This window comes from Hymenobacter algoricola (assembly GCF_039539525.1).
Classification (GTDB): Bacteria; Bacteroidota; Bacteroidia; order Cytophagales; family Hymenobacteraceae; genus Hymenobacter; species Hymenobacter algoricola.
This window is the reverse complement of record NZ_BAABDH010000024.1, coordinates 39,445-66,030: the sequence shown is the minus strand read 5'-3', so window position 1 is coordinate 66,030 and position 26,586 is coordinate 39,445. Positions and strand designations below refer to the sequence as shown.

Annotated in this window: 21 protein-coding genes, 1 other RNA gene and 2 riboswitches; of the genes, 11 read left to right on the top strand and 11 right to left on the bottom strand. The window is 64.4% G+C overall.

Annotation, left to right across the window (positions count from 1 at the left end):
- Positions 1 to 278: 278 nt before the first annotated feature.
- On the bottom strand, positions 279 to 1,811 hold the full coding sequence (gene guaA, locus ABD842_RS08080; RefSeq protein WP_345112415.1) for a glutamine-hydrolyzing GMP synthase: 1,533 nt from the start codon (positions 1,809 to 1,811) through the stop codon (positions 279 to 281).
- Positions 1,812 to 2,057: 246 nt separating this feature from the next.
- Here guaA and ABD842_RS08075 point away from each other — a divergent pair, with 246 nt between their 5' ends.
- The 6 genes from ABD842_RS08075 (at position 2,058) to ABD842_RS08050 (ending at position 5,563) form a co-directional block, all read left to right on the top strand.
- Entirely contained in the window at positions 2,058 to 2,522 is a 465-nt protein-coding gene (locus ABD842_RS08075; RefSeq protein WP_345112413.1) for a carboxypeptidase-like regulatory domain-containing protein, read from the top strand.
- A 174-nt stretch (positions 2,523 to 2,696) separates the two neighbouring features.
- Positions 2,697 to 2,793: signal recognition particle sRNA small type (gene ffs / locus ABD842_RS08070), an RNA gene on the top strand.
- A gap of 91 nt (positions 2,794 to 2,884) precedes the next feature.
- Positions 2,885 to 3,541 (top strand): fructose-6-phosphate aldolase, encoded by a 657-nt coding sequence (gene fsa, locus ABD842_RS08065; protein ID WP_345112412.1) that lies wholly within the window; start codon positions 2,885 to 2,887, stop codon positions 3,539 to 3,541.
- A 93-nt stretch (positions 3,542 to 3,634) separates the two neighbouring features.
- On the top strand, positions 3,635 to 3,838 hold the full coding sequence (locus ABD842_RS08060) for a fructose-6-phosphate aldolase (protein ID WP_345112411.1): 204 nt from the start codon (positions 3,635 to 3,637) through the stop codon (positions 3,836 to 3,838).
- 139 nt (positions 3,839 to 3,977) lie between these two features.
- A complete protein-coding gene (locus tag ABD842_RS08055) occupies positions 3,978 to 4,673 on the top strand; it encodes a cell division ATP-binding protein FtsE (protein ID WP_345112410.1) in 696 nt (231 codons plus the stop codon).
- Positions 4,673 to 5,563 (top strand): glycosyltransferase family 2 protein, encoded by an 891-nt coding sequence (locus tag ABD842_RS08050; protein ID WP_345112408.1) that lies wholly within the window; start codon positions 4,673 to 4,675, stop codon positions 5,561 to 5,563. Before ABD842_RS08055 ends, ABD842_RS08050 begins: the two co-directional genes overlap by 1 nt.
- Positions 5,564 to 5,619: 56 nt before the next feature.
- Here the strand turns inward: ABD842_RS08050 and ABD842_RS08045 are convergent, their stop codons facing one another.
- Positions 5,620 to 6,528 carry a hypothetical protein gene (locus ABD842_RS08045; RefSeq protein WP_345112406.1) on the bottom strand — a complete coding sequence of 303 codons (909 nt, stop codon included), beginning with the start codon at positions 6,526 to 6,528 and terminating at the stop codon, positions 5,620 to 5,622.
- Between the two features lie 153 nt (positions 6,529 to 6,681).
- Here ABD842_RS08045 and ABD842_RS08040 point away from each other — a divergent pair, with 153 nt between their 5' ends.
- The 5 genes from ABD842_RS08040 (at position 6,682) to ABD842_RS08020 (ending at position 13,704) form a co-directional block, all read left to right on the top strand.
- Positions 6,682 to 7,845, top strand: a complete 1,164-nt coding sequence (locus ABD842_RS08040; RefSeq protein ID WP_345112405.1) for a DegT/DnrJ/EryC1/StrS family aminotransferase — start codon at positions 6,682 to 6,684, stop codon at positions 7,843 to 7,845.
- A gap of 307 nt (positions 7,846 to 8,152) precedes the next feature.
- Positions 8,153 to 9,241, top strand: coding sequence for a Gfo/Idh/MocA family protein (locus ABD842_RS08035; protein WP_345112403.1), 1,089 nt, complete (start codon positions 8,153 to 8,155; stop codon positions 9,239 to 9,241).
- Between the two features lie 38 nt (positions 9,242 to 9,279).
- Positions 9,280 to 10,767 carry a hypothetical protein gene (locus tag ABD842_RS08030; protein WP_345112401.1) on the top strand — a complete coding sequence of 496 codons (1,488 nt, stop codon included), beginning with the start codon at positions 9,280 to 9,282 and terminating at the stop codon, positions 10,765 to 10,767.
- A 47-nt stretch (positions 10,768 to 10,814) separates the two neighbouring features.
- Positions 10,815 to 11,564 (top strand): EcsC family protein, encoded by a 750-nt coding sequence (locus ABD842_RS08025; RefSeq protein ID WP_345112400.1) that lies wholly within the window; start codon positions 10,815 to 10,817, stop codon positions 11,562 to 11,564.
- A 294-nt stretch (positions 11,565 to 11,858) separates the two neighbouring features.
- A riboswitch (SAM riboswitch) is annotated at positions 11,859 to 11,951 on the top strand.
- Between the two features lie 292 nt (positions 11,952 to 12,243).
- Positions 12,244 to 13,704 (top strand): amino acid permease, encoded by a 1,461-nt coding sequence (locus ABD842_RS08020; protein ID WP_345112398.1) that lies wholly within the window; start codon positions 12,244 to 12,246, stop codon positions 13,702 to 13,704.
- Positions 13,705 to 13,929: 225 nt separating this feature from the next.
- On the opposite strand, the gene ABD842_RS08015 is transcribed toward ABD842_RS08020, so the two are convergent.
- The 9 genes from ABD842_RS08015 to ABD842_RS07975 all read right to left on the bottom strand — a co-directional run bounded on the left by ABD842_RS08015 (position 13,930) and on the right by ABD842_RS07975 (position 26,530).
- Complete coding sequence (locus tag ABD842_RS08015; RefSeq protein WP_345112396.1) at positions 13,930 to 15,453, bottom strand: TSUP family transporter; 1,524 nt, start codon at positions 15,451 to 15,453, stop codon at positions 13,930 to 13,932.
- Between the two features lie 180 nt (positions 15,454 to 15,633).
- Positions 15,634 to 17,349: an NADPH-dependent assimilatory sulfite reductase hemoprotein subunit gene (locus tag ABD842_RS08010; protein ID WP_345112395.1), complete on the bottom strand. Its 1,716-nt coding sequence runs from the start codon at positions 17,347 to 17,349 to the stop codon at positions 15,634 to 15,636.
- Positions 17,350 to 17,385: 36 nt separating this feature from the next.
- Positions 17,386 to 17,736 carry a carboxypeptidase-like regulatory domain-containing protein gene (locus tag ABD842_RS08005; RefSeq protein WP_345112394.1) on the bottom strand — a complete coding sequence of 117 codons (351 nt, stop codon included), beginning with the start codon at positions 17,734 to 17,736 and terminating at the stop codon, positions 17,386 to 17,388.
- 485 nt (positions 17,737 to 18,221) lie between these two features.
- A complete protein-coding gene (locus ABD842_RS08000) occupies positions 18,222 to 20,051 on the bottom strand; it encodes an assimilatory sulfite reductase (NADPH) flavoprotein subunit (protein ID WP_345112393.1) in 1,830 nt (609 codons plus the stop codon).
- Positions 20,052 to 20,277: 226 nt separating this feature from the next.
- Positions 20,278 to 21,069: a uroporphyrinogen-III C-methyltransferase gene (cobA, locus tag ABD842_RS07995; protein WP_345112392.1), complete on the bottom strand. Its 792-nt coding sequence runs from the start codon at positions 21,067 to 21,069 to the stop codon at positions 20,278 to 20,280.
- 174 nt (positions 21,070 to 21,243) lie between these two features.
- A complete protein-coding gene (locus ABD842_RS07990) occupies positions 21,244 to 22,521 on the bottom strand; it encodes a sulfate adenylyltransferase subunit 1 (protein WP_345112391.1) in 1,278 nt (425 codons plus the stop codon).
- A gap of 165 nt (positions 22,522 to 22,686) precedes the next feature.
- A complete protein-coding gene (gene cysD / locus ABD842_RS07985; RefSeq protein ID WP_345112389.1) occupies positions 22,687 to 23,598 on the bottom strand; it encodes a sulfate adenylyltransferase subunit CysD in 912 nt (303 codons plus the stop codon).
- Positions 23,599 to 23,748: 150 nt separating this feature from the next.
- On the bottom strand, positions 23,749 to 24,504 hold the full coding sequence (locus ABD842_RS07980) for a phosphoadenylyl-sulfate reductase (protein WP_345112387.1): 756 nt from the start codon (positions 24,502 to 24,504) through the stop codon (positions 23,749 to 23,751).
- Positions 24,505 to 24,790: 286 nt separating this feature from the next.
- Positions 24,791 to 24,885, bottom strand: a riboswitch (SAM riboswitch).
- Between the two features lie 160 nt (positions 24,886 to 25,045).
- Positions 25,046 to 26,530, bottom strand: a complete 1,485-nt coding sequence (locus ABD842_RS07975) for a lipopolysaccharide biosynthesis protein (protein ID WP_345112386.1) — start codon at positions 26,528 to 26,530, stop codon at positions 25,046 to 25,048.
- Positions 26,531 to 26,586: the final 56 nt, after the last annotated feature.

The following is a 26,586-nucleotide window of genomic DNA, read 5'->3' as shown; positions in this document are numbered from 1 at the left end:
CGCAACAAATCCGCCTCTTTTAACGACCGAATCATGGCCGTAGCTTGTGGAATCTGGAATTGGCATCTGACTAAAAAGAAAGAGGCTATTTAGGAACAAGTCTACAAGCTAATCAGGGCAACAGCTAAAGCGGCAAAAAGCATGGGCGTTGAAATTGGAGGGGCTGCAAAAGTAGCTGCTCAACCGCAGACTGACCCCGCCAGCACACTACGCAAAAAGCTGCCCCGAAATACCGGGGCAGCTTTTTGTGTACAAGTCGTCGGGACGCGTCTGAGGGGCTATTCCCACTCAATCGTGGCCGGAGGCTTCGAGCTGATATCGTACACCACGCGGTTGATGCCGCGCACTTGGTTGATGATCTTGTTCGATACGTCGGCCAGGAAGTCGTAGGGCAGGTGGGCCCAGTCGGCCGTCATGCCGTCCACGCTGGTCACGGCGCGCAGGGCGACCACCTGCTCGTAGGTCCGCTCGTCGCCCATCACGCCCACGCTCTGAATCGGCAGCAGCATCACGCCGGCCTGCCACACCTGGTCGTAGAGGCCGTAGTCTTTCAGGCCGTTGATGAAAATGGCGTCGGCGCGCTGGAGCAGCGCCACTTTCTGGGGCGTGATGTCGCCCAGGATGCGGATGCCCAGCCCCGGGCCGGGGAAGGGGTGGCGGTGCAGGATGTTGTGGGGCAGGCCCAGCGCGTCGCCCACCAGCCGCACCTCGTCCTTGAACAGGGCCCGTAGCGGCTCCACGATCTTCAGGTTCATCTTGTCGGGCAGCCCACCCACGTTGTGGTGGCTCTTGATGGTCACGGCCGGCCCCTTCACCGACACCGACTCAATCACGTCGGGGTAAATGGTGCCCTGGGCCAGCCACCGGGCGCCGTCTACTTTCTGGGCTTCCCGGTCAAATACCTCAATAAAGGTGCGGCCAATGGCTTTGCGCTTCAGCTCCGGGTCGGACAGGCCCGCCAGGCCGGCGTAAAATTCCTGGGAGGCATCCACACCGCGCACGTTCAGGCCGAGGTCCTTGTAGGAGTGCAGCACGTCTTCGTACTCATCCTGGCGCAGCAGGCCGTTGTTGACGAAGATGCCGTGCAGCCGCGGCCCAATGGCCCGGTGCAGCAGCAGCGCCGCCACACTCGAATCGACACCGCCTGACAGGCCCAGAATCACCTGGTCGTTGGGGCCGATGGTGTTTTGCAGGGCCAGCACCATGCTGTCGACGAAGTGCTCCGGCGTCCAGTCGGCCGCGCAGCCGCAGATGTCGAGCACGAAGTTGCGCATCAGCAGCTTGCCCTCCGACGAGTGCGTCACCTCGGGGTGAAACTGGATGCCGTAGGTCTGCTGCCCCTGCACGTGGTAGGCGGCCACGGCTACTTCCGGCGTGCCGGCAATGATGTCGTAGCCCGCCGGCAGGCGGCTAATCGTGTCGCCGTGCGACATCCACACCTGCGAGTCGAGGGTCAGCTCGCGCATCAGCGCACTGGCCGGGTCGAGGTGGGTGAGGCGGGCGCGGCCATATTCGCGAATCGTGGCCGGCAATACCTCCCCGCCGCCCTGCTGGGCCAGCAGCTGGGCTCCGTAGCACACGCCCAGCACCGGCACGCGGCCCAGGTAGCGGCTCAGGTCGGGGTTGGGTGCTTCCGGGTCGCGCACCGAGCATGGCGAGCCCGAAAGCACAACGCCCCGGATGTCCTCAGTGAGGTCCGGGGCGCTGGTATAGGGGTGAATCTCGCAGTACACGTTCAGTTCCCGGATGCGCCGGGCAATGAGCTGGGTATACTGGGAGCCAAAATCGAGAATCAGGATTTGTTCGGGCATGCGGCAAAGGTAGGAAGGCATCCGGCCCGGGCAAAATATAGCGCCGACATCCAACGAGTTAGGCCCAGCCCGGATGCCTTATTTCTGTTTGTTAGCACTGTGTGAATAAATTTTATGCTTATTTATATAAATAGTAAAAGTATTTAACTGTATAATTACATCAAGGTTTGAAACGGCTGTCTCCTGGCACTGCTGGTAAACCACTGCTGACTTCTTCTCTCAGACTCTTCTTCTAACAGACACTACATGAAAAAGCTCTGCTACTCCTGCGTTTTCGGATTCGGCCTGCTGTTGCCCGCGGGCGCGGCCGCCCAGTCGGATCAGTTGGCCACCCAGCGCCAGCTGCCTTCCGAGTCCCTGGCCGTGCTTACCCCGGTTGCTACCGAGGTTGCCCCCGCTAGGGCCGAGCCGTCCAGCCGGCTGTTCGTTGGTACGGTGCTGAATGAGAAGGGTATGCCCCTGGCCGGGGCGCTGGTATCCGTTGGCTCCGAGAGGGATCAGCTGGTGGTGACCAACGCCGAGGGTACCTATGTGCTGCGCTCCGGAGTTTCGGCGCCCGTGCTGCGCGTGACCTACGCCGGCTACGAGGAAGCGGCGCTGCGCGTGAGCAATCCCCAGCCCGTAACCTTCAACCTGGAGCCCATCGACCACTACAAGCGGCAGCTCAAAAAGCAGGGTAAAGCGGCTGAGAAAGCTTTTTATAATAAATAAGCTGCCCGCCGCCGGGCCGCGGGCCCTTCAGTGTATCCGTCAGCTCAGGATGTAACCAAGGGCTTGTAGAAAAATAAGCCGCTGGATTCGAGCCAGAACGGCCCGGAAAGGGGGAATGGCCGGCCCAAAACTGCTTTTTTATTTGCCGCCGTCAATTTCCTGCGTACCTTTGGCCCGGCGAGTCAGAACGACCAGCTCCTGTTGAACTCCCCCAGGACCGGAAGGTAGCAAGGGTAAACGGTTGAGCGGTGCGATTTTGGCTCGCTTTTTTTTGCCCCTGTCCCAAGCCTCAGAGCTGACCCCGCCGCGTTTGCCGGCAAACGGTTAGCTTTGGGGCATTCTCTTTTCCAAGCAATTCGCGCATGAAGTTCTTCATTGATACTGCCAACCTCAAAGACATTCAGGAAGCCGTGGACCTCGGCGTGCTCGATGGCGTCACCACCAACCCCTCCCTGATGGCCAAGGAGGGCATCAAGGGCGTGGACAACATCATGGCGCACTACCGGCAGATCTGCGAGCTGGTGGAAGGCGACGTTTCGGCCGAGGTCATTGCGGTGGAGTTTGCCGAGATGGTGCGCGAAGGCGAGATGCTGGCCGACCTGCACCCCAACATCGTGGTGAAGGTGCCCATGACCCGCGACGGGGTGAAAGCCATCTGCTACTTTTCGGAGAAGGGCATCAAAACCAACTGCACGCTGATTTTCTCGGCCGGGCAGGCGCTGCTGGCCGCCAAAGCCGGCGCCACCTACGTGTCGCCGTTTGTGGGGCGCCTCGATGATATCGGGCACGATGGCCTGCAGCTGGTCGAGCAGATTGTGCAGATCTTCAGCAACTACGGCTACCCCACGCAGGTGCTGGCCGCCTCCGTGCGCCACGTGCCCCACCTGATTCAGTGCGCCGAAATCGGGGCCGATGTGGTAACCTGCCCGCTGAGCGTGATTACCGGACTCCTCAAGCACCCGCTGACCGACAGCGGTCTGGCCACCTTCCTGGCCGACCACAAGCGCGTAAACGCGTAAATGGATTTTGGGGTCTTGGGGACTTAGGGTCTTGGCTTTTTGTTCTGATAGCCTACAATCCAAGCCCCCAGGATCCTAAGACCCAAACCGCCCATGTACATCATCAAAGTAAAAGGCAAGGCCAAGATTCCGGACTACATTCAGCTGCGGGACGAGAACTTCGTGCTCATTGCCTATTTCCGGGCCGACCGGCCCCTGAAGGACCTGCACCGCTACGGCCTGGAAAGCAAGGAAACCGAGCTGGCCGCCGTCATTGCCGGCCTGGAGTTTGGTAAGCTGCAAAAGCTGGAAATCTGATTTTGGGGTCTTAGGGTCTTGGTTAGTGGGGGTTTGGAATTTGTTCTGACCAAAACCAGTAGAACAGTCCCCAAGCTCCAAGCCCCAAGCTCCAAGCCCCAAGCTCCCAAGACCCCAAGCTCCCAAGACCCCAAAACGCATGTCCGTTATTGAATTGCACGAGGTATTCGTGATGCAGGACGTGAATACGGTGCTGCAGAAAGTGTCGTTTACGCTGGAAAAAGGCGAGTTTGCCTACCTGGTGGGTCGCACCGGCTCGGGTAAAAGCTCCCTGCTCAAAACCCTGTACGCCGACCTGCCGGTAGGCGCGGGAGCCGCCTCGGTGGTGGGCTACGCGCTGCCCAGGCTCAGCAGCGGCAAAGTCCCGTTTCTGCGCCGGAAGCTGGGCATCATCTTCCAGGACTTTCAGCTGCTGTTTGACCGGACGGTGGCCGAGAACCTGATTTTTGTGCTCAAAGCCACCGGCTGGAGCGGCAAAGCCAAGATTCAGCAGCGGATTTCGGAGGTGCTCATGCGCGTCGGGCTGGCCGGCTCGGCCAGCAAGATGCCCCACCAGCTTTCCGGCGGCGAGCAGCAGCGCGTGGTCATTGCCCGCGCCCTGCTCAACGAGCCGCTGCTGCTGCTCGCCGACGAGCCCACCGGCAACCTCGACCCCGACGTGGCCGACAGCATCATGCGCCTGTTTGTCGAAATCAACAACTCGGGTACGGCCGTGCTCATGGCGACCCACAACTACCAGATCATCCGGCAGTATCCGAAACGGGTGCTGAAGTGCGAAAACGGCCAGCTGCTGGACTCGGCCAAAACCCCGTTCGAGCTAAAAGGAGAATTCTGATGGCGGGCCTCTCGGTGCTGATTCCAGTGTACAACCGCGACGTGACGGTGCTGGTCAGCAACCTGCTGGAGCAGGCGGCCGACTGGGGCGGGGCGGTGGAAATCCTGTGCTTCGACGACGGCTCGACCCCGGAATTTAGGGAGCTCAACCGCCTGCTGGCGGCTTGGCCGATGGTGTGCTACGTGGAGCTGCCGCACAACGTGGGCCGTGCCGCCATCCGCAACCGTCTGGCCGAAGCCGCCCGCCACGAGTGGCTGCTGCTGCTCGACAACGACAGCCTGCTGCCCGACGACCAGTATGTGGCCCGCTACGCCGCTGCCGCCACCCTGGCCCCGGTGCTGGTGGGCGGTACCATCTACGAGTTTGCCGCGCCCGCCGACCCGAACCTGTTTCTGCGCTGGCACTACGGCCGGGAGCGGGAAGCCCGCCCGTGCGCCGTCCGCCAGAAGGAGCCGCACGCCCAGCTCACGCTCAACAACCTGCTCATCCGGGCCGATATCTTCCGCCGCTTTGGCCTCGATGAACAGCTGACCCGCTACGGCCACGAAGACACCAAGTTCGGATGGCGCCTGCGCGCGGCGGGCCTGCCCGTGCGGCACCTCAACAACCCCGTGCTGCACGATGGCCTGGAAGCCGCCGCCGACTTTCTGCTCAAAACCCACGAGGCCGTCCGCAACCTGGCGCTGCTATACCGCTCCGAGGGCCTGGGCACCGATACCCGCCTGCTGCGCACGGCGCTGCGCCTGAAGCGCACGGGCCTGAGTGCGCTGGTGCGGCCGGGGTTGGCGGTGCTGCAGATAAGCCTGAACCGCAACGTGCTGTCGGGCAAGCCCAGCCTGCGGCAGCTGGACCTGCTGAAGCTGTACTGGCTTCTGGAGGAGCTGAAATAAACCAGAAGAGGCCCGCTACGATTCGCAGCGGGCCTCTTTGTGGAGTAGCGGCAAGGCTAGTCGTTGTCCGTATTCTTCACTTCGGACTTCACTTCCTTGTAAGCGCCTTTCACGGCACCGCCTACTTTGCTGCCGACCTTGGCGGCACCCTGGCCGACGTCCTTACCGGCTTCCTTCACGTCGGTAGCGGTGTTGCGGGCCGCCTGGCCGGCGCGACTCCGCTCGTCGGCGGTTTCGGCACTCACTTCCTGGACTTCACCGCGGGCGGCATCCACGCCTTGCCCGGCCCGGATACCGGTTTTATCGGCCGACTTGAAGGCGGCATACTTCAGTTTTTCCTTCTGGATTTCGGCTAGGTCGCGGGTCGGAACGCTGCCTTTTACGTTGTCGTAGGCTTCGTCGAGGGCGCGCCACTCGTTGTTGATGTTGCGCCAGTCGTTGATGTCGTACTCATTCTCGTGGGCCTTCACGTTCTGCACGAAGCTCTCGTAGGTTGTGCGGGCGTTGGCGGCCGTAATCTGCCCGGCGGGGTTGCTCAGGGTGTAGTACTTGCCCATCGTGGGCGTGCCCGTGGTAGCCATGTTGCCAGCACCGCCGGCGCGGTTGCGCCAGGCCATGTCGCGCTTATCGTAGGCCGTGGTGTAGCGGGTGCGCAGCTGCTCGATTTCCTGGCGGCGGGCGTCGTCGTACTGCTCGGCATACTTATCGACGGAGGCTACCTTGGTATCGAAATCCGTCTTGAGCTGGGTGGTTTCGGCATTGTAGTCGGCTTCGGTGGCCGCGGCGGCGTTGTCGGCTTTGGTTTCTACGGTGGCCACGTAATCCTTGAAATCGGTGTAGGCCTGGTCGCTTTCCTGCGATACTTCCTTGGTTTCCGACTGCGTGCAGCTGGTTTGGGTGAAGGTCAGGCCGCCGACGGTGAGCAGGGCCGCCAGGGCGTTCAGGGTGAGGGTTTTCTTAAGCATGGGAAAGAAATTAAGGGCGGAGAGTATAGCAGCATTCAGATGCCGCTCTGCTGAACTAACGCAAGCTCTTCCACCGGGGTTACGCCCCCCGCCCCCGGGGCAGCCTGCCGCCGGGTTTCTATCTTTGGCTTTCACCACCTCAACCGCCGCCCGTTGCCGACGCTTTCCACCCCGCCCGCGCCCATCCAGATGCTGGACCTTGCGGCCCAGCACGCCGCCATTCGGCCCGCGCTGGACGCCGCCCTGCGCGACACCCTGGCCGAAGCCGCCTTCATTCAGGGGCCGGCGGTGCAGGCCTTTGCCCTCGAGCTGGGCACCTACCTGGGCGGCCCCCACGTCATTCCCTGCGCCAACGGCACCGACGCCCTGCAGCTGGCCCTGATGAGCCTGCAGCTGCCCGCCGGCGCCGAAATCATTATGCCCGCCTTCACCTACGTGGCTACCCTGGAGGCCGCCGCCATCCTGGGGCTGCGGCCCGTGCCGGTGGAGGTGCGGCCCGACACCTTCAACCTCGACCCGGCCGCGGTGGAAGCGGCCATCACGCCCCGCACCGGCGCCATCATCGTGGTCCACCTGTTCGGGCAGTGCGCTGACCTGGCCGCCCTGCTGGCTATCGGTGAAGAGCACGGCTTGCCCATCATCGAGGACAACGCCCAGGCCATTGGGGCTGCTTACCAGCTCGCCGACGGCCGGCGGGTGGCGGCCGGCACGGCGGGCTACGCGGGTACTACCTCGTTCTTCCCGTCCAAAAACCTCGGCGCCCTCGGCGACGGCGGCGCCCTGCTTACTACTGATGCCGCCCGCGCCCAGTACCTGCGCCAGCTTGCCAACCACGGCCAGACCCGTAAGTACCACCACGAGCACATCGGCCTCAACTCCCGCCTCGACACCCTGCAGGCGGCCCTGTTGCGGGTGAAGCTCGCCCACCTCAACGCCTGGACCGCCGCCCGCCAGCAGGTTGCCGCCCACTACGATGCGGCCCTGGCCGGCGTGCCCGGCCTGCACATCCCGGCCCGCGACCTGCGCAGCACCCATGTATTTCACCAGTACACGCTGACGGTGGAGGAAGGGGAGGAAGGCGCCCTCAGCCGCCGCGACCAGCTCCAGGAGTTTCTGCGCGTGCGCGGCATTCCCAGCGTCGTCTACTATCCGCTGCCCAACCACCTACAGCCCGCCTATGCCTACCTGGGCTACCGCGCCGGGCAGTTTCCGGTGGCCGAGCGCCTCTGCCGCACCGTGCTGTCCTTGCCCATTCACCCCACACTCACGGCTGAGCAGGTGGCTTACGTGGCCGATACGGTCCGGCAGTTCCGCTAGCCCCCTGGGGCTGCCCAGGGCTTCGCCCCGCTGAAAAGTGCGCTAAAAACCGATCTGTGGGTACCAAAAGTCTGACCTGCGGCCCCGGTCACCCGGGGTCTGGATTCACTCGTTCGCGGCCCAGATTCAGTCGCTCGCGCTGTGGTCTTGCCTGTTCGCGGTAGGGCCTCAGTCGTTCGGGGCCTGGGTTTGGGGGCTCGCGGCCCAGATGCTGCCCTTCGCGGTCTGGATTCAGTTGTTCGCGGCGTGGTTTCAGGCATTCGCGGTAGAGAACAAGACCGCGGAGCCCAGCCGATATTCGTTAGTTTTGTCCGCTACCCCCCCAAGGCTGCCCTGCTGGCGGCCGGCTTCCCTGCAAACCGCTATTCCGTTGCCCGACTCCCTACCTGCCGTTCGTTTTGCCATCTGCGGCGTGGGCCACATCGGCCGCCGCCACGCCAGCTTCGTGCAGGCCCACGCCGCCGCCGCCCTGGTTGCCCTTATTGATACGGACCCTACCCGGGCCGCGGCGCTGGCCGCCGAGTTTGCCGGCGTGCCCTTCTTCGCTTCTCTGGAAGACTACCTCGCCCACGGCCCGGCCGCCGACGTGCTGACCGTGGCCACGCCCAACCATGAGCACGCGCCCCAGGCCGTGCAGGGGCTGCGCCACGGCCTGCACGTGGTAGTGGAAAAGCCCCTGGCCCTGCGCAAGGCCGACGCTGAGGCCATTGTGCACACGGCCCTGCAAACCGGCCGGCTGGTGTTCGGGGTGATGCAGAACCGCTACTCGCCACCCGCCGCCTGGCTCAAGCAGGTTTATGAGGAAGGCCGGCTGGGCCAGATCTACCTGGTGCAGATCAACTGCTTCTGGAACCGCGACGCCCGCTACTACCAGCCCGGCGGCTGGAAGGGCCGGCAGCAGCAGGACGGCGGGACGCTCTTCACCCAGTTCAGCCACTTCGTCGATCTGCTCTACTGGGTGTTCGGCGACATCACCAATATCTCGGCCCGCTTCCGCGACTTCAACCACGTAGCCCTCACCGACTTCGAAGACTCCGGCCTCATTACCTTCGACCTGCTGCGCGGCGGCAGCGGCACACTGCAGTACAGCACCGCCGTGTGGGACCGAAACCTGGAAAGCTCCCTGACCGTGGTGGCCGAGCACGGCAGCCTGCGCATCGGCGGGCAGTACATGGACAAAGTCGAGTACTGCCACCTGCGCGACTACCAGATGCCCGAACTCGCGGCCACCAACCCCGCCAACGACTACGGCCCCTACCAGGGCAGCGCCGCCAACCACGTGCAGGTCATCGAAAACGTGGTGGATACGGTGCAAAAGCGCAGCTTTGCCACCACCAACGCCCTGGAAGGACTGAAGGTAGTCGAGATTATCGAGCGGATATACTCCCTCCGCTAACCCTTGTTCGGATTACCCGCCATATAGAGTTCCATCTTATGATAACCCTGTCCTGGATACGCTACGTTACCCCGCGCCGCGCCTGGCTGAGCTGGGCGGTAGCCCGCAAGGTCTGGCTTGTTGGCCTGACGCTGGCCGTGCTGCTGCTGCCCTATCTGGCATTGTGCTATTACAATCAACCGTACTGGGATGACTACGGCAACGCCGTGCTGGCCCGCAACCTGGGCTGGCCGGCCGCGGTGGCGCATCTGTACACCAACTGGACCGGGCGCTACACTGCCGCCCTGTGGCTGACGGGCCTCAACCCGCTGTCTTACGGCTGGGAAGCCGGCGTGGGCCTGTTCGCCTTCGGGCTCTTTGTCGTCACGGGCGGGGTGCAGGCCCTGGCCCTGCGCACGCTCACCCGGGGGCACCTGAGCTGGCGGGCCTCCTGGGCGTGGTCGGGGGCGTGGCTGCTGGGCCAGCTCTACACTATGCCCAGCGTGAACTCCGGGTTTTACTGGTTTGCCAGCACCGTCACCTACCAGATTGCGGCCGTGCTGCTGGTGCTGGTACCGGTGGCCGGCCTGCGGGCCGGGCAAGCCCGGGCCGCCGGGGTGCGGGGAGGGTGGTACGCGCTGGCCGTAGTGGCTGCCCTGGGAGTAGCCGGCTCCAACGAGCTGGCGCTGGTACTGCTGCTGTGGCTGCTGCTGGTGCTCACGGCGGCCACCTGGCGGCGGGCAGCATCCGGCGGCCGCTACCGGTGGCTGAGCCTGCTGCTGATTAGCGGGGCCGCCGGGGCCGTTGCCCTGCTGGCGCCCGGCAACTTCGCGCGCATGGCCTTTGCGGGCAAAGCAGAATCGGCGGGGATAGGGCACGTGGTAGGCCGGGCAGTGGCCTACATGGGAATGTTTGTAACGACTCCCATCAACCTGACGACCCTGGCCCTGGCGCCAGTGCTGGTGTCCGGGCTGGGCTACCGGATGCGCCGCTGGCGGCCTGCCGGCTTACACTGCCCGCTGCCCCTGGGCCTGGGCGTGGTGGCGCTGGGCCTGTTTGCCTGCTTCCTGCTGCTGAGCCGGACGTGGCCCGGGTATCCGGCGGTCCGGTCGCTCAACTTCCTGTGGTTCTGGCTGCTGACGGGCTGGCTGCTGGCGTTGTGGGCCGCCTTGCCGACAACTCCCGGGGCGCCCGGGCGTCGCTGGCTGGCTTCGCTGCGGGTACCGGCGCTGGCCTACGCGCTGCTGCTGGCAGCCGGCGGCAACCAGCGCGCCGCCTGGCGGGAGTGGCTGGAAACGGCTCCTGCCTTTAAGCAGCAAAATGAGGCCCGCTCCCGCGCTATTCAGGCGGCCCAGGCGCAGGGGCAGCGCACGGTAGAAGTGACTGGCCTGCAAAACCTGACTCCCCACTACCTGCTCGTGCTCGGCGATCCGCTCAGCGAAGATGCCTCCTCCGAGCTGAACCGGGCCGTTGCCGGCTGGTTTCAGGTTGATTCGCTGCGGGTGCAGCAGCGCCATATCGAAGGGGTAGAAGTTAATTTTCACTAAGCGGGCCTGCGGGCAACCGCTGACGCCCGCCGCACCGTATCCGCTTCATGTCTTTCTCCTCCGACCAGCAAGCCTACGCCGAGCTGCAAGCCTGGCAGCAAAAGATGCAGCGGCCCCCGTCGCTGCTGAACCGCGTGGCCCGGCGGGTGCAGACGCGGCTCAATGCCCTGCTGCCCGAGAAAGTGCATGTAGCCCTGACGGCCGCCATCAAGCAGATGGTGCGCGGGGTGCTGTTCGGCTCCAGCCACACCACCCGCCAGCCGGTGCGGGACGCCCCGCTGGCTGCCCGCGAGGAAGCGGTGCGCCGCCACATCCGCTACTACCGCACCACGGCCGCGGCCGAAGGCGCCGTAACCGGCGCGGGCGGCTTCCTGCTGGGCCTGGCCGATTTTCCCCTGCTGCTGGGCCTCAAGCTCAAGCTGCTCTTCGACGTGGCCGCCCAGTACGGCTACGACGTGCAGGACTATTCCGAGCGGCTCTACCTGCTGCACATCTTCCAGCTGGCTTTCAGCAGCCAGCACACCCGCAACGAAACCTACCGCCGCCTCGCCGACTGGGACGCCTACCGCCACACCCTGCCCACCGACGTGCACGCGTTCGACTGGCGCACCTTCCAGCAGGAGTACCGCGACTACATCGACCTGGCCAAGCTGGCCCAGCTGGTGCCCGTCATCGGTGCGGCGGTGGGTGCGGTGGCCAATTACCGCCTCCTCGAGCAGCTTGGCGACACGGCCATGAACTGTTACCGGCTGCGCTACTTCGCTGCCCAGCCGCCAAAGCAATTGGAGAAGGAGTAGCGAAGTACAACGCCCCGAAAGAACGTCCTGCAGAGGCGCAGCCGAAGTATCTCGCGTGCGGATGTCGCAACAGTATTGTCATGCTTTATCTGGCGTCCGCGCAGCCGAAGTATCTCTGCCGCTTCGTTGCAAAATGGTAGTGATTACCACTCCAGCATCAGCACGCGAGATGCTTCGGCTGCACCTCTGCTGGACGTTCTGTGTACCTCTCAATTCCTGAATTTGGCCCCGGCTTGCAAATCCGGCTGGCCTCAACCTACCTTTGCGGCATCAATTCTTTCCCCCAAAGGATTGTTTTTATACAGAGGCGCTGAGAGACAGGCTCGACGAAGCGCCGGCAACCACCCGCAAGCCGCGGAACGGTGCCAATTCCTGCTCATATAAAAACAAGTTGCCGTGGACTGCTTCCCCAACCACCCCGTCCGAGTCGTTTTTGCCGCCGTATCTGCCGCGTCTGCGGGCCAGCTGCCGGGGTGTTGTTGCTGTTGTTGAGGCGCCGGTAGAGTGCTGCGCGGCCGGCTGAGCCCGAGGCCGCTTTTCCTCTGTTTTCTTTTTTCATGATGCCCGCCCCCGGCGCGGCCGCTGCTGCCCGGCGCCTTTGGCGCGCGACGCACATTGGCGCGTAGGGCGGGGCATCGTTCCACGATTCGCGAAGTGAAACTTCGCGTTACTCCCTGTTATGCTTAAAAAATCATTGGCGCTGCTCCAGCGGGAAGCGGCCGAAACGGGGGCGAATACCCTCAAGCGCAGCCTGGGCGGCTTTAGCCTGATTGCCATCGGCATCGGCGTTATCATCGGGGCGGGCTTGTTTTCGCTCACCGGCATTGCCGCGGCCAACAACGCCGGCCCGGCCGTCACGCTCTCCTTTCTGGTGGCCGCCGTGGGCTGCGCGTTTTCGGCCTTGTGCTACGCCGAGTTTGCCTCCATGGTGCCGGTGGCAGGCTCGGCCTACACCTATTCCTACGCCACCATGGGCGAGCTGTTCGCCTGGATTATCGGCTGGGACCTGATTCTGGAATACTCGGTGGGTGCGGCGACGGTGGCCATCAGCTGGTCGCAGTACCTGGTCAGGGTGCTCGACAAGTTCAACCTGCACATTCCGCCCCAGCTGGTGATGTCGCCGTTTGAAACCGCCAAGCTGGCCGACGGCGCGGTGGTGTCGGGGGTCGTCAACGTGCCGGCCATGCTGATTGTGCTGGCCATCACGGCCATCATCATCCGCGGCACCTCGGGCTCGGCGTGGTTTAATGCCCTGGTGGTTACGCTCAAGGTGGCCGTGGTGCTGGTATTCATCGCCCTGGGCTGGCAGTACATCGACCCGGCCAACTACCAGCCCTACATCCCCCAGAACACCGGCACCTTCGGCGAGTTCGGCCTGAGCGGCATCCTGCGCGGGGCCGGGGTGGTGTTCTTCGTCTTCATCGGCTTCGACATCGTGGCCACCATGGCCCAGGAAACCAAGAATCCGCAGAAGAACATGCCCATCGGCATCATCGGCTCCCTGCTGGTCTGCACCGTGCTGTTCGTGCTCTTCGGCCACGTGCTGACCGGCGTCGCCAACTATACCGAGTTCAAGAACAGCGCCGCGCCGGTAGCCATTGCCATCGAGAAGACGCCCTACGGCTGGCTGAGCTCGGCCATCATCATTGCCATTCTCATCGGCTACACCTCCGTGATTCTGGTGGACCTGATGGGGCAGAGCCGGGTGTTTTTCTCGATGTCGAAGGACGGGCTGCTGCCGAAGATCTTCTCCGAAATCCACCCCATTTTCCGCACCCCGCACAAGTCGAACCTGCTGCTGGGCTTGTTTATCAGCTTGTTTGCCGGCTTCGTGCCCATTTCCGTGGTCGGCGAGATGACCAGCATCGGCACGCTGCTGGCCTTCGTGATGGTGTGCCTGGGCATTCTGATCATGCGCAAAAAGGAGCCCGATGCCCCCCGCGGCTTCCGCACGCCCTGGGTGCCCGTGGTGCCCATCCTCGGCATCCTGACCTGCCTGCTGATGATGGTGTCCTTGCCGCTCGATACCTGGCTGCGCCTGTTCGGGTGGCTGGCCATCGGGCTGGCTATCTACTACGGCTACGGCAAGAAGCACAGCAAGCTGCGGCAGCAGGCGGAAGCGGAGCAGACAAGCAGCTAACAAGAAAAACACGCCGGTCATCCTCCATCTGGCGTCCGCTTGCGAAGGACCTGCCTCTTCGCCACTGCTAAGCCCGATAAATGAGCAAAGCCCTTTACCAGCGGATGGTAAAGGGCTTTTTGTGTTGAACTACGTTCGGCAGAGAATTCGAGGCAGGTCCTTCGCTGCACTTCGTTGCGCTCAGGATGACAGCCGAAGAGGACTACCTATTACCTGCCAGCTGACTTACACAAACAGCTTGCGCAAGGCCCACAAACTCCACACAATCACCATCAGCCCTACGCCCACAAACATCCAGCGGACCGGGATGCGGCCGGCCAGGCGGGCGGCCAGGGGCGCGGCGGCCACGCCGCCCACAATGAGGCCCAGCACAATCTGCCAGTGGGTGATGCCGATGGTGGCGAAAAAGGTGAGGGCGCTGGCGAAGGTCACGAAGAACTCGGCCACGCTCACCGAGCCGATGACGTACTGCGGCGTGCGGCCCCCGGCAATGAGCGTGCTGGTCACCAGCGGCCCCCAGCCCCCGCCCCCGAACGAGTCGAGGAAGCCGCCGGCCGCGGCCAGCAGCCCCAGCTTGGTGTGCTTGGTACGGGGCCCGGGCTTGCGGAAAGCCTTGCTCAGAATGCGCAGCCCCAGCAGCAGCAGGTATACGGCCAGCAGGGGCTTGACGTAGCCGGCGTATTGCTCCCCGAACTGCGAGAGCAGGTAGGCGCCCGCAATGGCGCCCAGCACGCCCGGAATCAGCAGCACCTTAAACAGGCGCTTGTTCACGTTGCCGAAGCGGTAGTGATGGTAGCCCGAGGCGCCGCTGGCAAACATTTCGGCGGTGTGAATGCTGGCACTCACGGCCGCCGGGGCAATGTTCAGGCTCATCAGGCTGATGGCCGTCACCACCCCGTAGCCCATGCCCAGCAGCCCGTCTATAATCTGCGCGCCGAAGCCGATGGCCACGAAAAGGTAGAACAGCTGCGAGTCGGCGGCCACGTCCCAGACCTGCTGCCAGGTGACGTAGTAGGAGAGGATGTTGAAGCTTAGCATGGCCGCAAAGGCCAGCAGCGACCAGGTGGCCAGCCGCCGCCACTTGGCCGCCGCCGGCGACTCGTAGGCCGGCTCCCCGGCCAGCTCGGCCGTCACGGCGTTCAGCGACTTCACCTTGTGGGCAAAGTCGCCGGCCAGCCGGCCGCGGATGGCGGTCATGTGCTGCAGCACGCTGTGCAGCTCGTCGGGCAGGGCTTCGTGCAGCACCACGCGCAGCCGCTTGGCCACCGTGGGCGACTTGCCGTTGGTGGAAATGGCGATTTTCAGGTCGCCCTTCTGCACGATGGAGCCCAGGTAGAAGTCGCACTCGGCCGGGGTGTCGGCCACGTTGCAGAGCAGGCGCTGGGCCGTGGCCTGGGCCTTGACCAGGCGGTTGACCGCCGGGTCGTTGGTGGCCACGAACACGATGTCGTGGCCGAGCAGGTCGCGCAGGTCGTATGATTTCTCGCGCAGCAGCAGGTGCGGATACGTGGCGGGGAGGGCCAGAATCTCGGGGCGGAAGGTTTCACTGACCACCGTAATGGCCGTAGCCGGGCTGTTGACCAGAATGGCGGTGAGCTTCTCCAGCCCTACGAACCCGCCGCCCACGAGCAGCACCCGCAGGTTTTCCAGCTTCAGAAAAACCGGGAACAGGGAGTTGGTGGCCGGCGGCGCGGCCAGCACCGGTCCCGGCGGCGGCAGGCCGGTGGCAGAGGAAGGTGACGGGGTCATGGTTGGGTTGTGGAGGGCGGACCAGCCGAGGCCGGGGGGAAAAGATAGTCAGAAATGCAATAAGATGCTGACGGATCAGGAGTTACCAGGGTAGGGCCTTGGCCATTCATTTACCAGAACGTCATTCCGAGCGCAGCGCAGCGGAGTCGAGGAATGACGTTCTTTTATCGTGCTTGCCCGCTACGCGTGGAAGTTCTGCCCGTGCGTGGTGGCCGCCACAACACCGTGGCGCACGACAAAGTCCCCGAACCGCTCGGCCGGCCCGCGCTGCCGGGCGTAGGCTTCGAGCAGGGGCGTCAGCTCGCGCAGGATGCCGTCTTCGTCGAGCTGCTCCCGGTAGAGCTTGTTGAGCCGCTCGCCGGCGTGGTTGGCACCCAGGTAGAGGTTGTACTTGCCGATGGCGCGGCCCACCAGCCCGATTTCGCCCAGGTAGGGCCGGGCGCAGCCGTTGGGGCAGCCCGTCATCCGGATCAGGATGCCGTCGTCGGTCAGGCCGTTGGCCCGGATGACGGCGTCGAGGCGGTCCAGCAGCTGGGGCAGATACCGCTCGGCTTCGGCGAAGGCCAGCGAGCAGGTGTTCAGCGCCACGCAGGCCAGGGAGTTCAGGCGGAGCGCGGTCTGCTTCTCGGTCCGGCTCCACACGCCGTGGGTTTCCAGCAGCGTCTGAATCTGGGCCCGATGAGCGGGGCTGATGTTGGCAATAACCAGGTTCTGGTTGCCGGTCAGGCGAAACTCGCCGGTGTGGAAGCCGGCAATTGCGCGCAGCGCCGCCTTCAGCATGCAGCCTTCCTGGTCCGCTACCCGGCCGCCCTCAATGAACAGCGTGACGTGGGCTTTGCCGTCCGGGCCGCCGCTCCAGCCGAAGGCGTCGCCGGAGGTTTCAAAGCGGTAGGGTTTGGCCGGAGCAAGTTCGTAGCCCAGGCGCTGGTGCAGCTCGGCCACAAACACGGCGAGGCCGACGCTGTCAATCGTGTACTTGAGGCGGGAGAACTTGCGGTTTTCGCGGTTGCCCCAGTCGCGCTGAATCGTCAGCACCTGCTCGCACACCTCTACCACCTGGGCCGCGGGCACGAAGCCGACGACGTCGGCCAGGCGCGGGTAGGTTTCGCTCATGCCGAAGGTCATGCCCATGCCGCCGCCGATGGCCACGTTGAAGCCCAGCAGCTGCCCGTCCTGCTCGATGGCGACCAGGCCGATGTCGTTGGCGAAGACGTCGGCGTCGTTGGTGGGCGGCACGGCCAGGGCAATCTTGAACTTGCGGGGCAGGTAGGTCTTGCCGTAAATCGGCTCGAAGTCTTCCTGCTCACCCTCGTTGACGGCGCTGGAGTAGGTCGATTCGCCGTTCAGCCACAGCTCCCAGTAGGCCGTGGTGCGGGGCGTGAGGTGGTGGCTGATGGCCACCGAAGCCTCGTACACCTGCCGGTGCAAGTCGGATTCCTGGGGGTTGGCGCTGCACATCACGTTGCGGTTCACGTCGCCGCAGCCGGCAATGCTGTCGAGCAGGGCGTGGTTGAAGCCGGCAATGGTCTGCTGCAAATCGCGCTTGAGCACGCCGTGGAGCTGGAAGGTCTGGCGGGTGGTGAGCTTGAGCGTGGAGTTGGCGTACTCGTCGCTCAGCGCGTCCATCTGCTGCCACTGGGTGGCCGTGGCCACGCCGCCGGGCACCCGCACCCGGATCATGAAGGAGTAGAGCGGCTCAAGCTTCTGGCGCTTCCGCTCACTTTCCAGGTCACGGTCGGTTTGCTGGTAGGAGCCATGAAACTTGATCAAATGCGTGTCGTCGGGGTTCAGCGCGCCCGTCACGCGGTTGCGCAGGCTCGCCGGGATGGTGCCGCGCAGATAGTTGCTGGCGTCCTTGACGAGTTCAACTTCGGAGAGTTTTATTGGGTCGGCCATTGGTGGGGCGGGTTGGTAATGAGAAGGTGCCGGCAGTCAGAACAAAATCGTTGTCATTCCGAGCTTGCCGAGGAATCTCGCGTGGCCTCGTTGGAGTACTACCCAGACGTCAGCACGGACTTCCTTGGCGTCGTAGCCGAGCATGTTGAACACTAAGGTGAAGGGAAACCGGAGCCTGGACTTCAGCGCAAACCGGCCGTCGGCGTCGTTGAGTACGCCGGCCGGGCCGTGCTTGACGCTGATGCTCACGCCGGGCAGGGGCTGCTGGGTGCCGGCCTCGCGCACCGCGCCGCTGATGGCCACCACGTCGTCCTGGGCGAAGGCCGGCAGCGCCGCGCCCACGGCCAGCAGCGGGATGAGCAGAAGTGTGGGGTATGGCTGGCGCATGATCAGGTAAGCGGAGGATGGAAAGGCGGTTGGTAGCGGGAAGGGCGGGGCCGCGCGGCGTCTGGACTCAGGCGCGGCTATCAACATCGTTTCGCAGGGACCGGGGCGTTCATGGAGCAGGACAGGGGCGTTGGTTGGGGAAGAGTAGGGCGGGGTAGGTTATAAAATTTGAGGGTGCCAAAAATTTATAACCAGGGTGCAGGCAGACCAGAGTGGTTATAAAATTTGAGGGTACCGAAAATTTATAATCAGGGTGCAGGCAGACCAGGGTGGTGATAAGTTTTGAGGGTGTCAAAAACTTATCACCTGAGTTCAAACCGAAGCAAAGGGCAGACTGAGACATCCTCCCATTGCCCACGTCATTCTGAACGACGTAGGGGCACGGCCCTTCGCGCCTCGTCGTTGCTGATGTTGTTCAGGCGGCCTGGGTTGGCGCGGCGTGGGTCGTTCTTGCGGAAGACGCGAATACGCGTCTCTACAGTCGTTCAATACACGTCCTCCAGGTAGCGGCGCTGCTTTTTGAGGGCGCGCAGGTAGTCCGCCGCCGCCTCGGCCGAGCAGCCGGCCTCGCGCTGCACCACCTGCTTCAGCGCTTCCTGAACGGCAGTGCCCAGGCGGGCCTTGTCGCCGCAGACGTAGAAGTGGGCGCCGTTTTCGAGCCAGCCGTACACGTCGCGCGCCTTTTCCAGCAGGCGGTGCTGCACGTAGACTTTCTCGGCCTGGTCGCGCGAAAAGGCCACGTCGAGGGCGCTGAGCGTGCCGCGCCTGAGGTGCTGGAGCCACTCGGCCTGGTAGAGGAAGTCGGTGGTGAAGTTCGGGTTGCCGAACAGCAGCCAGCTGCGGCCCGCGGCGCCCAGCTCCACGCGCTCCTCCACGAAGGCGCGGAACGGGGCCACCCCGGTGCCCGCGCCCAGCATGATGATGTCGGTGGCCCCGTCGGCGGGCAGCTTGAAGTACTCGTTGCGCTCCACGTACACCTGGGCCGCGTCGCCGGGGGCGAGCCGGTCGGCCAGGTGCGACGAGCACACGCCGTGCCGGCGGCGCCCGTGGGCGGCGTAGCGCACGGCGGCCACGGTGAGGTGAGCCTCGTCGGGGTGCACGAGCAGGCTGCTGGCCAGCGAGTAGGCCCGGGCCGGCAAGGGCCGCAGCACGGCCGCCAGGTGCTGGGCCGACAGCTCGGCAGGAAACTCGGTGAGCAGATCGGCCACGTCGCGGCCGTACAGGTAGTGCTGCAGCTGCGGCAGGTCGGCCACGATTTCCCGGAGCTGGTAGTGGTGGGGCGCCAGGGCGGCGTAGCGCTCCAGCACGTCGCGCGTGAGCACCGACAGCTCCAGCTGCCGGGTCAGGGCCAGGCCCAGCTCCAGCTCCAGGCCCGACAGCTGCACCGGGGCCGCAGCATCGAGGCGGGCTGCGCGCAGCACTTCATCCACCAGCGCCTCCCCGTTGCGCGGCACCACCGCCAGTGCGTCGCCGGGCTCGTAGTGCAGCCCGGAGTCGGCCAACGACAGCTCCAGGTGGTAGGTTTCCTTCGTCGAGCCGCAGCCGTTGAGCTGAATCTTCTCCAGCACGGTGGCCCCCAGCGGGTGGCGGCTGGTGTAGGGCTCGGGGGCCGGCTCCGCCAGGGTTTGCGCAGCGGCCACGTAGCTGCTGCTGCCGGAAGTAACCGGGCCGGCGGCGGCGGCAATGACGTCCAGGACCCGCTCGGCCCACTGCCGGGCGGGTTCGTGGTAGTCCACGTCGCACTCCACGCGCGCCAGCAGGCGCTGGGCGCCCAGCTCGGCCAGGCGCTCGTCGAACTCGCGGCCGGTCTGGCAGAACTGTACGTAACTCCGGTCGCCGAGGGCCAGCACCGAGTAGCGCAGGTCGGGCAGGCGGGGGGCGCGGCTGCTGAGCAGAAACTGGTGCAGCTCCTCGGCGGCCACCGGCGGCTCGCCCTCGCCCTGGGTGCTGACGACCAGCAGCAGCTGCTGCTCGGTTTTGAGCGAGCGGGTGGCGTAGTCGTTCACGTCCTGCACGCTCACCTTCACCCCGCGCTGCCGGGCCTGGTCGGCGGTTTGCTGGGCTACCTTCTTGCCGTTGCCGGTCTGGGAGCCGTAGAGAATCGTGAGCTTCGGGGCGGGGGCGGCAACCGCGGGGCGGGCCCCAGCCTGGGCCAGCGCCGCCTGCTGCACTTCACTGCGCCCGGCGCTGGTGCGGCCGTAGAAGTAGCCGCTGAGCCAGGTCAGCTGCTGGTCAGACAGGCCCGTGGTCAGGCGCTGCAGCGTGTCGTCGTCGAAGCCCAGGGGCAGCGTCTGGTTTTGGGGAAGAAGGCTCATGGTGGTGGAGGGATAGTCGGGTGTCGGGAGTGGCGGCGGGCGGCCGTTGCTGAAACAAGGCCGTCAGGCAGAGGCGAAGCCGAAGCATCCCGCGTGGCGTCGTTGGCCTGCCAATCAGACGAAGCAGCAGAGATGCACAACATTGCTGGGCAGGATAGTTACGGCTCATTCGTCAGCACGCGGGATGCTTCGGCTTCGCTCGGCATGCCGTTCTTTTTTATTGGATCTACGCCACCTCAGCGTAGGAAAGCAGGTCAGAAAATACCGCGGGCCCGGCCGCCTCAGCCGTGGCCAGCCGGGCTACCTCACCGATGATGATGATGGCCGGGGCGCCAAGACCCGCCGCCGCCGCCCGGGCCGGCAGCTCAGCCACGGTACCCGTCACGAGCCGGGCCGTGGGCAGCGTGCCGTTCTGGATGATGGCCGCCGGCGTCTGCGCCTGGCCGTGCCGGGCAAAGATGTCGACGATGCGCGCCAGCTGGCTCAGGCCCATCAGAATCACCGTTGTGGTGCGGGAGCGGGCCGCGTCGGTCACGGCCGCCGACAGCCCGCCGGTGGCCGTGGTGGCCGTAATCACCCGGAAGCCTTCACTGCTGCCGCGGTGCGTGACCGGGATGCCCACGCTGCCGGCCGCGGCCACGGCGCTGCTGATGCCCGGCACGTAGTCGGTCAGCAGGCCGTGCTGCTCGGCGAAAAGCATTTCCTCCCGGCCCCGCCCGAACACGAACGGGTCGCCGCCCTTGAGCCGCACCACGTGGCCGTACTGGCGGGCGCTTTCCACGATGAGGGCGTTGATTTCGTCCTGGGCGTAGCTGCGCAGGCCCCGGCGCTTGCCCACGAAAACCTGCGGGGCGCCGGGCCGCACGAAGCCGAGCAGGTCGTTGTTGGCCAGCGCGTCGTAGAGCACCACGTCGGCTTCGCCCAGCACCCGCACGCCTTTGAGCGTGAACAGCTCCGGGTCGCCGGGGCCCGCGCCGAGCACGGTCAGGCGGGGCGTAGAGGTTGAAAAGGTGGACATGGGGAAAGGATTGGGTGTTTAAACCGGCGGTCATTCCGAGCACGTGGCGCCTCAGGCCAGGAACCGAGGAATCTCGCGTGCTGATGTTGGATTACCACTCAGACGTCAGCACGCGGGATGCTTCGACTACGCGGACGCCAGATCAAGCATGACGTTCTTTTTTGAAGCTCAGTCCTAAATCGTGAAGCCCGGCGGCTCGGGCACGAAGCTGTGCTGCACGGCCTCGACCATGCCGGCGGCCAGCGTGTCGCCGCTGAGCTCATCGACGAGGATGAAAGCTCCCGTGGCCCGGTTCTGCTGGTAGGTGTCGACCACGAGCGGGGTGGCCGTCTTGAGGCGGATGCCCACGATGTCGTTGAGCTGGGCCGACTCGGTGGCCGCGCGGCCGTAGGTGCGCACGTTCACCTTGTAGATGATGGCCGACACCACCGCCTTCACCACCGCCGAGTGGTGCTGGACCAGCAGCTTGCGGCCGGGCCACAGGGGCCGCTCGTCCATCCAGCACACGGTGGCTTCCAATTCTTTAGCCACGCGCACCGCGCTGCCCACCGGCACGATGGCGTCGCCGCGGCTGATGTCGAGCTCGTCGCGCAGGCGCAGGATCACGGCCTGGGGCGCGGCGGCAGCTTCCACTTCCCGCTGATCCACTTCGATGGCCTCAATCACCGACTCGCGGCCGCCGGGCAGCACGTATACCCGGTCGCCGCGGCGGTACTCCCCGCTCTGGATGCGGCCGGCGTAGCCGCGGTAGTCGGGGTAGTCGTCGGTCTGGGGCCGGATGACGAACTGCACCTGGAAGCGCGGCTCGCCACTGGTGGCTTCCTCGAAGGCCGGCACGCTTTCCAGGTGCTCGAGCAGGCTGGGGCCGGCGTACCAGGGCAGGTTTTTGGCGCGCGCCACGATGTTGTCGCCGAGCAGGGCGCTGAGCGGAATGGCCGTCACGTGGGGCAGCCGGAGCTGGTCGGCCACGGCGGCATAGTCGGCCACGATCTGGTCGAATACGGCCTCGTCGTTGCCCACCAGGTCCATCTTGTTCACGGCCAGCACGAAGTGGCGGATGCCGACCAGCGCGGCCAGCAGCGAGTGGCGGCGGGTCTGCTCCACCACGCCCTGGCGGGCATCGACCAGCACGATGGCCAGATCGGCGGTGGAGGCGCCCGTGACCATGTTGCGGGTGTACTGCACGTGGCCCGGCGCGTCGGTGATGATGAACTTGCGCCGGGGCGTGGTGAAGTACTTGTAGGCCACGTCGATGGTGATGCCCTGCTCGCGCTCGGCCCGCAGGCCGTCGGTGAGCAGGGCCAGATCCACGGTGCCGTGCACGGTAGGCCGGTTTTCCAGCGCCGCCAGCACGTCCAAGGACACGGAGTCGGAGTCGTAGAGCAGGCGGCCGATCAGCGTACTCTTGCCGTCGTCGACGCTGCCGCAGGTAATGAATCGGAGAAGGTCCATGGGTTTGGGGTCTTGGGGAGGTTGTGAAATGGTGCGTTTGCAGAACGTCATTCCGAGCTTGCCGAGGAATCTCGCGTGCTGATGGCAGGTTGGTACTTCATGATTACCACGCTGGCGAGATGCTTCGGCTTCGCTCAGCATGACGTTCTGAAAAATCTTCACCACTCAGAAATAGCCGTTGCGCTTGCGGTCTTCCATGCCGGCCTCGGAGATGTTGTCGTCGAGGCGGGTGGCGCCCCGCTCACTGACTTTGGCCAGCAGCAGATCCGCGATGATGTCGTCGATGGTGGCCGCGTCGCTCTCCACGGCGGCGGTGCAGGTCGAGTCGCCCACGGTGCGGAAGCGCACCTGGCGCTCCACGATTTCGTCGGTGTCGTCGAGGCGCAGGTGCTCGTTGAGGCCCAGCAGCTGGCCGCTGGGCAGCACCACGCAGGTGCGCGGGTGGCCGAAGTAGATGCTGGGCAGGGCAATGTTCTCGCGCTGGATGTAGCGCCACACGTCCAGCTCGGTCCAGTTCGAAATCGGGAACACGCGCACGTTTTCACCCCGCTGGATGCGGCCGTTGTAGATGTTCCAGAGCTCGGGACGCTGGCGCTTGGGGTCCCACTGCCCAAACTCGTCGCGCACCGAGAAGATGCGCTCCTTGGCCCGGGCCTTTTCCTCGTCGCGGCGGGCCCCGCCGATGCAGGCGTCGAACCCAAACTCCTCGATGGTTTCGAGCAGGGTGTAGGTTTGCAGCGGGTTGCGGCTGGGGAACTTGCCGCCCGGCTCGCGCAGGCGCTGCCGCCGGATGGTATCCTCCACGCTGCGCACGATAAGCTTTTCGCCCAGCTCGGCGGCCAGCGCGTCGCGGAAGGCCAGCACCTCGGGGAAGTTGTGGCCGGTATCGACGTGCACCAGCGGGAAGGGAAAGCGGCCGGGGCGGAAGGCCTTTTCGGCCAGGCGCGTCAGCACGATGGAGTCTTTGCCGCCCGAAAACAGCAGGGCCGGCCGCTCAAACTGGCCCGCCACTTCCCGCAGGATGTGAAGGGCTTCGGCTTCCAGCCGGTCGAGGTAATCGAAGTGCAGGATACTCATATGGTCGGGATGTCAGTATTTGATTTCCTGTCATCCTGAGGCGAAAGCCGAAGGACCTTATCACGTTGGAGCGAGTCGTTGTCACACCCATCGTTCATATCCCATAAGGTCCTTCGCAAGCGGACGCCAGATGAAGGATGACAGTCGGTTTTAGTTAGCCGTTATCGGCTCCACCTCCGGATCGGGGCTGCTGTGGGTGCCGTGCAGGCCGCATTCCTTGGCCGTCTGGTCTTCCCACCACCAGCGCCCGGCCCGGAAATCCTCGCCCGGCTTGATGGCCCGGGTGCAGGGCGCGCAGCCGATGCTCACGAAGCCCTGCTGGTGCAGCGGATTGAACGGAATGCTGTGCGCGTGCACATAGTCCCAGCACTGGGCGAAAGTCCAGTCGAACAGCGGGTGAAACTTGAGGAGCTTGTGCGTGTCGTCCCACTCCACCGCGTGCATGTCGTGCCGGTTGGCCGACTGCTCGGCGCGGATGCCGGTAAACCACGCCTGCTGCCCCTGGAGCGCCCGGTTCAGCGGCTCCACCTTGCGGATGCCGCAGCATTCTTTGCGGTTTTCCACGCTGTCGTAGAAGCTGTTGGGTCCTTTTTCGCGCAGCAGGTGCTCCACGCCGGCCGGCCGGGGAGCGTAGGTGTCGATGGGCTGGCCGTAGCGACGCAGGGTCTTGCTCCAGGTGGAGTAGGTTTCCTGGAAGTTGCGGCCCGTGTCGAGGGTGAAGACGGTAATCGGCAGGTTGTGCTCGAAGATCAGGTGGGTGATGATCTGGTCTTCGAGGCCGAAGGAAGTCGAGAAAACGGCTTGCTGGGGGAACTGCGCGGCGACGACGGCCAGCACTTCGGCCGCGGAAAGCCCGGCGAGCTGCCGGCGCAGGTCGAGGACCAGCGCCTGGGAGGCTACTTGCATAATGAAGGAAGGATGGGGCTTTTCCGGGCAGAAAAGGCCGACGACACGAAGCGCCCGGACGCCATAAGGCGGCGCAAAGCCGGGCCGGCTGTCCTGCGGGAGCCGAAAAAGAGGTGCGGGAAACTGCCTTAGCTAGCTAAGAACAGGGCACGGGCAGGAAAAAGGGCGGGGGTGAGCCGGACTAACAACACCGGCCGCCCAGCAGCATGCCCCAACATCCATGCTGTAGAGCAGAGAGGGTGGCAGTGGTGGTGCGGGGGTTGGCAGAAGTTTTCACGGCAACTTGTTTTTATATGGTCAGGACTTGGCACCGTTTCCGCGGGTTTGCGGATGGTTGCCGGCGTTTCGTCGAGCCTGTCTCTCCACGCCTCTGTATAAAAACAATCCTTTGGGGGGTAAAGAATTGGTGCTGCAAATGTAGTAGCCCGATTTTGGAACTTCCTAATTATTATTTTATCTATCTTAAAACAAGCTAGTTGAATAGAATAGGTAAGGAATTCTTGTAGCTGATAATGAATTACTTAAGGTAATACCTGATTACCTAAGGTAATAAACGTTTTTTCAGGCCGAGCAGTAAATCCCGGGCTTCGGGCACCGCATTGGTGCCCAGCACCAGCCCCGCGTACCCAATGGTCAGCACCACGGAGCGCACCAGCATGGTGACCAGAAACGAGTGGGTGAACGGTACCAGCCAGCCCGCGAAACCAGCTACGGCAGCCACGGCCATGATGAGCGGAATGCGCCGGTCGAAGGGCTGCAGGCGGTAGGAATACCACACAAACCAGGTGCGGGCCGCGTTGATGCTGACGATGGCCAGGAGCGTAGCCAGGGCCGAGCCGGTAAGGCCGTAGCGTGGAATCAGCAGCCAGTTCATAAACACCGTGCTGCCGGCCAGAAACAGGTTGAAAATCAAATCGAAGCGGTAGCGCGGCGAGGTAACGACGATGAGGCCGTTGACGCCGGTGATGCCGTCGAACAGGCGGCCGGCCAGCAGCAGCAGCACGGCGGTGGTGCCGGTGGCGTACACCGGGTTTTTGATCAGGGAGTAGATGAAGTCCAGGTTCAGCCCGATGCCCAGCGCGAGGTAGCAGCCCAGGGCCGTGTTCAGGCGGGTGGTGCGGCGGTAGAAGTCGGCCATCTTGGCCAGGTCCTGGTCTTTCCAGTACTGGGCCAGCAGCGGGAAGGCAATCTTATTGAGCGAGCGGGCCGGAATAGTCAGGGCCGTGCTGATGTTGTAGGCAATGCCGTACACGCCGGCCGCCGCCAGCCCCAGCTGCGCGCTCACCATCCACGAGTCGATGTAGCCCAGGATGCTGCCCGAGAGGCTGGAAAGCAGGGCAAAGCCGCCGAAGCGCACAATTTCGCTCACCGGCCGCACCCGCAGCGCCGCCCGGGTGGGCCGCAGGTGCAGCTCCCCGATATAGCCCAGGTAGGCCGTCAGCAGCAGCAGGATGATGCCGTAGAGCCCGATGTAGCCGAGCACGAACTCGTGAAAGTCGATATAGCCTTTGCCATACAGCAGAGCCAGTCCCACGATAAGTACCCTGAGCACAATGTCCTGCAGAAAGCCCGAAAAGGCGGTGTGGTACAGCCCTTTCAGGTAGGCATCCTGCAGGGAATAGAGCAGCGTAGACAGCGCCAGCGCACTGCCCCACCAGTAGTAGGGCACGAGCAGCGCCGCGTCTTGGGGAGCGTACCGGGCCAGCAGCAGCGGTTTGGCCAGCCCGTAGAACAGCGTGACCAGCAGAAAGCCCAGCAGGGGCAGGCCCAGCAGCAGGGGCAGAAAGCCGTGGTGGCCGGCCTCGCGGTTGCGGAAGTAGGGGAAAAAGCGGATGCCCACGCTGGCAAACCCAAAAGCGGCAAACTGCGCGTACACCGTGGCGCTGGACACCAGCAGCGTCGTCAGGCCCAACTTCTCGGGAGCCAGCAGGTGGGGCAGCACCAGGGCCGTGTTGACGAAGCCCAGCGCCAGCCCGAGGTAGGAAATAATGGTGTTGCGCAGCCCCTGCCGCTGAACGATACCCAAATCAGTTGTCAGTTATGAGTTGCCAGTTGCCGGTCATCGGTTGTGAGTTGGTAGTT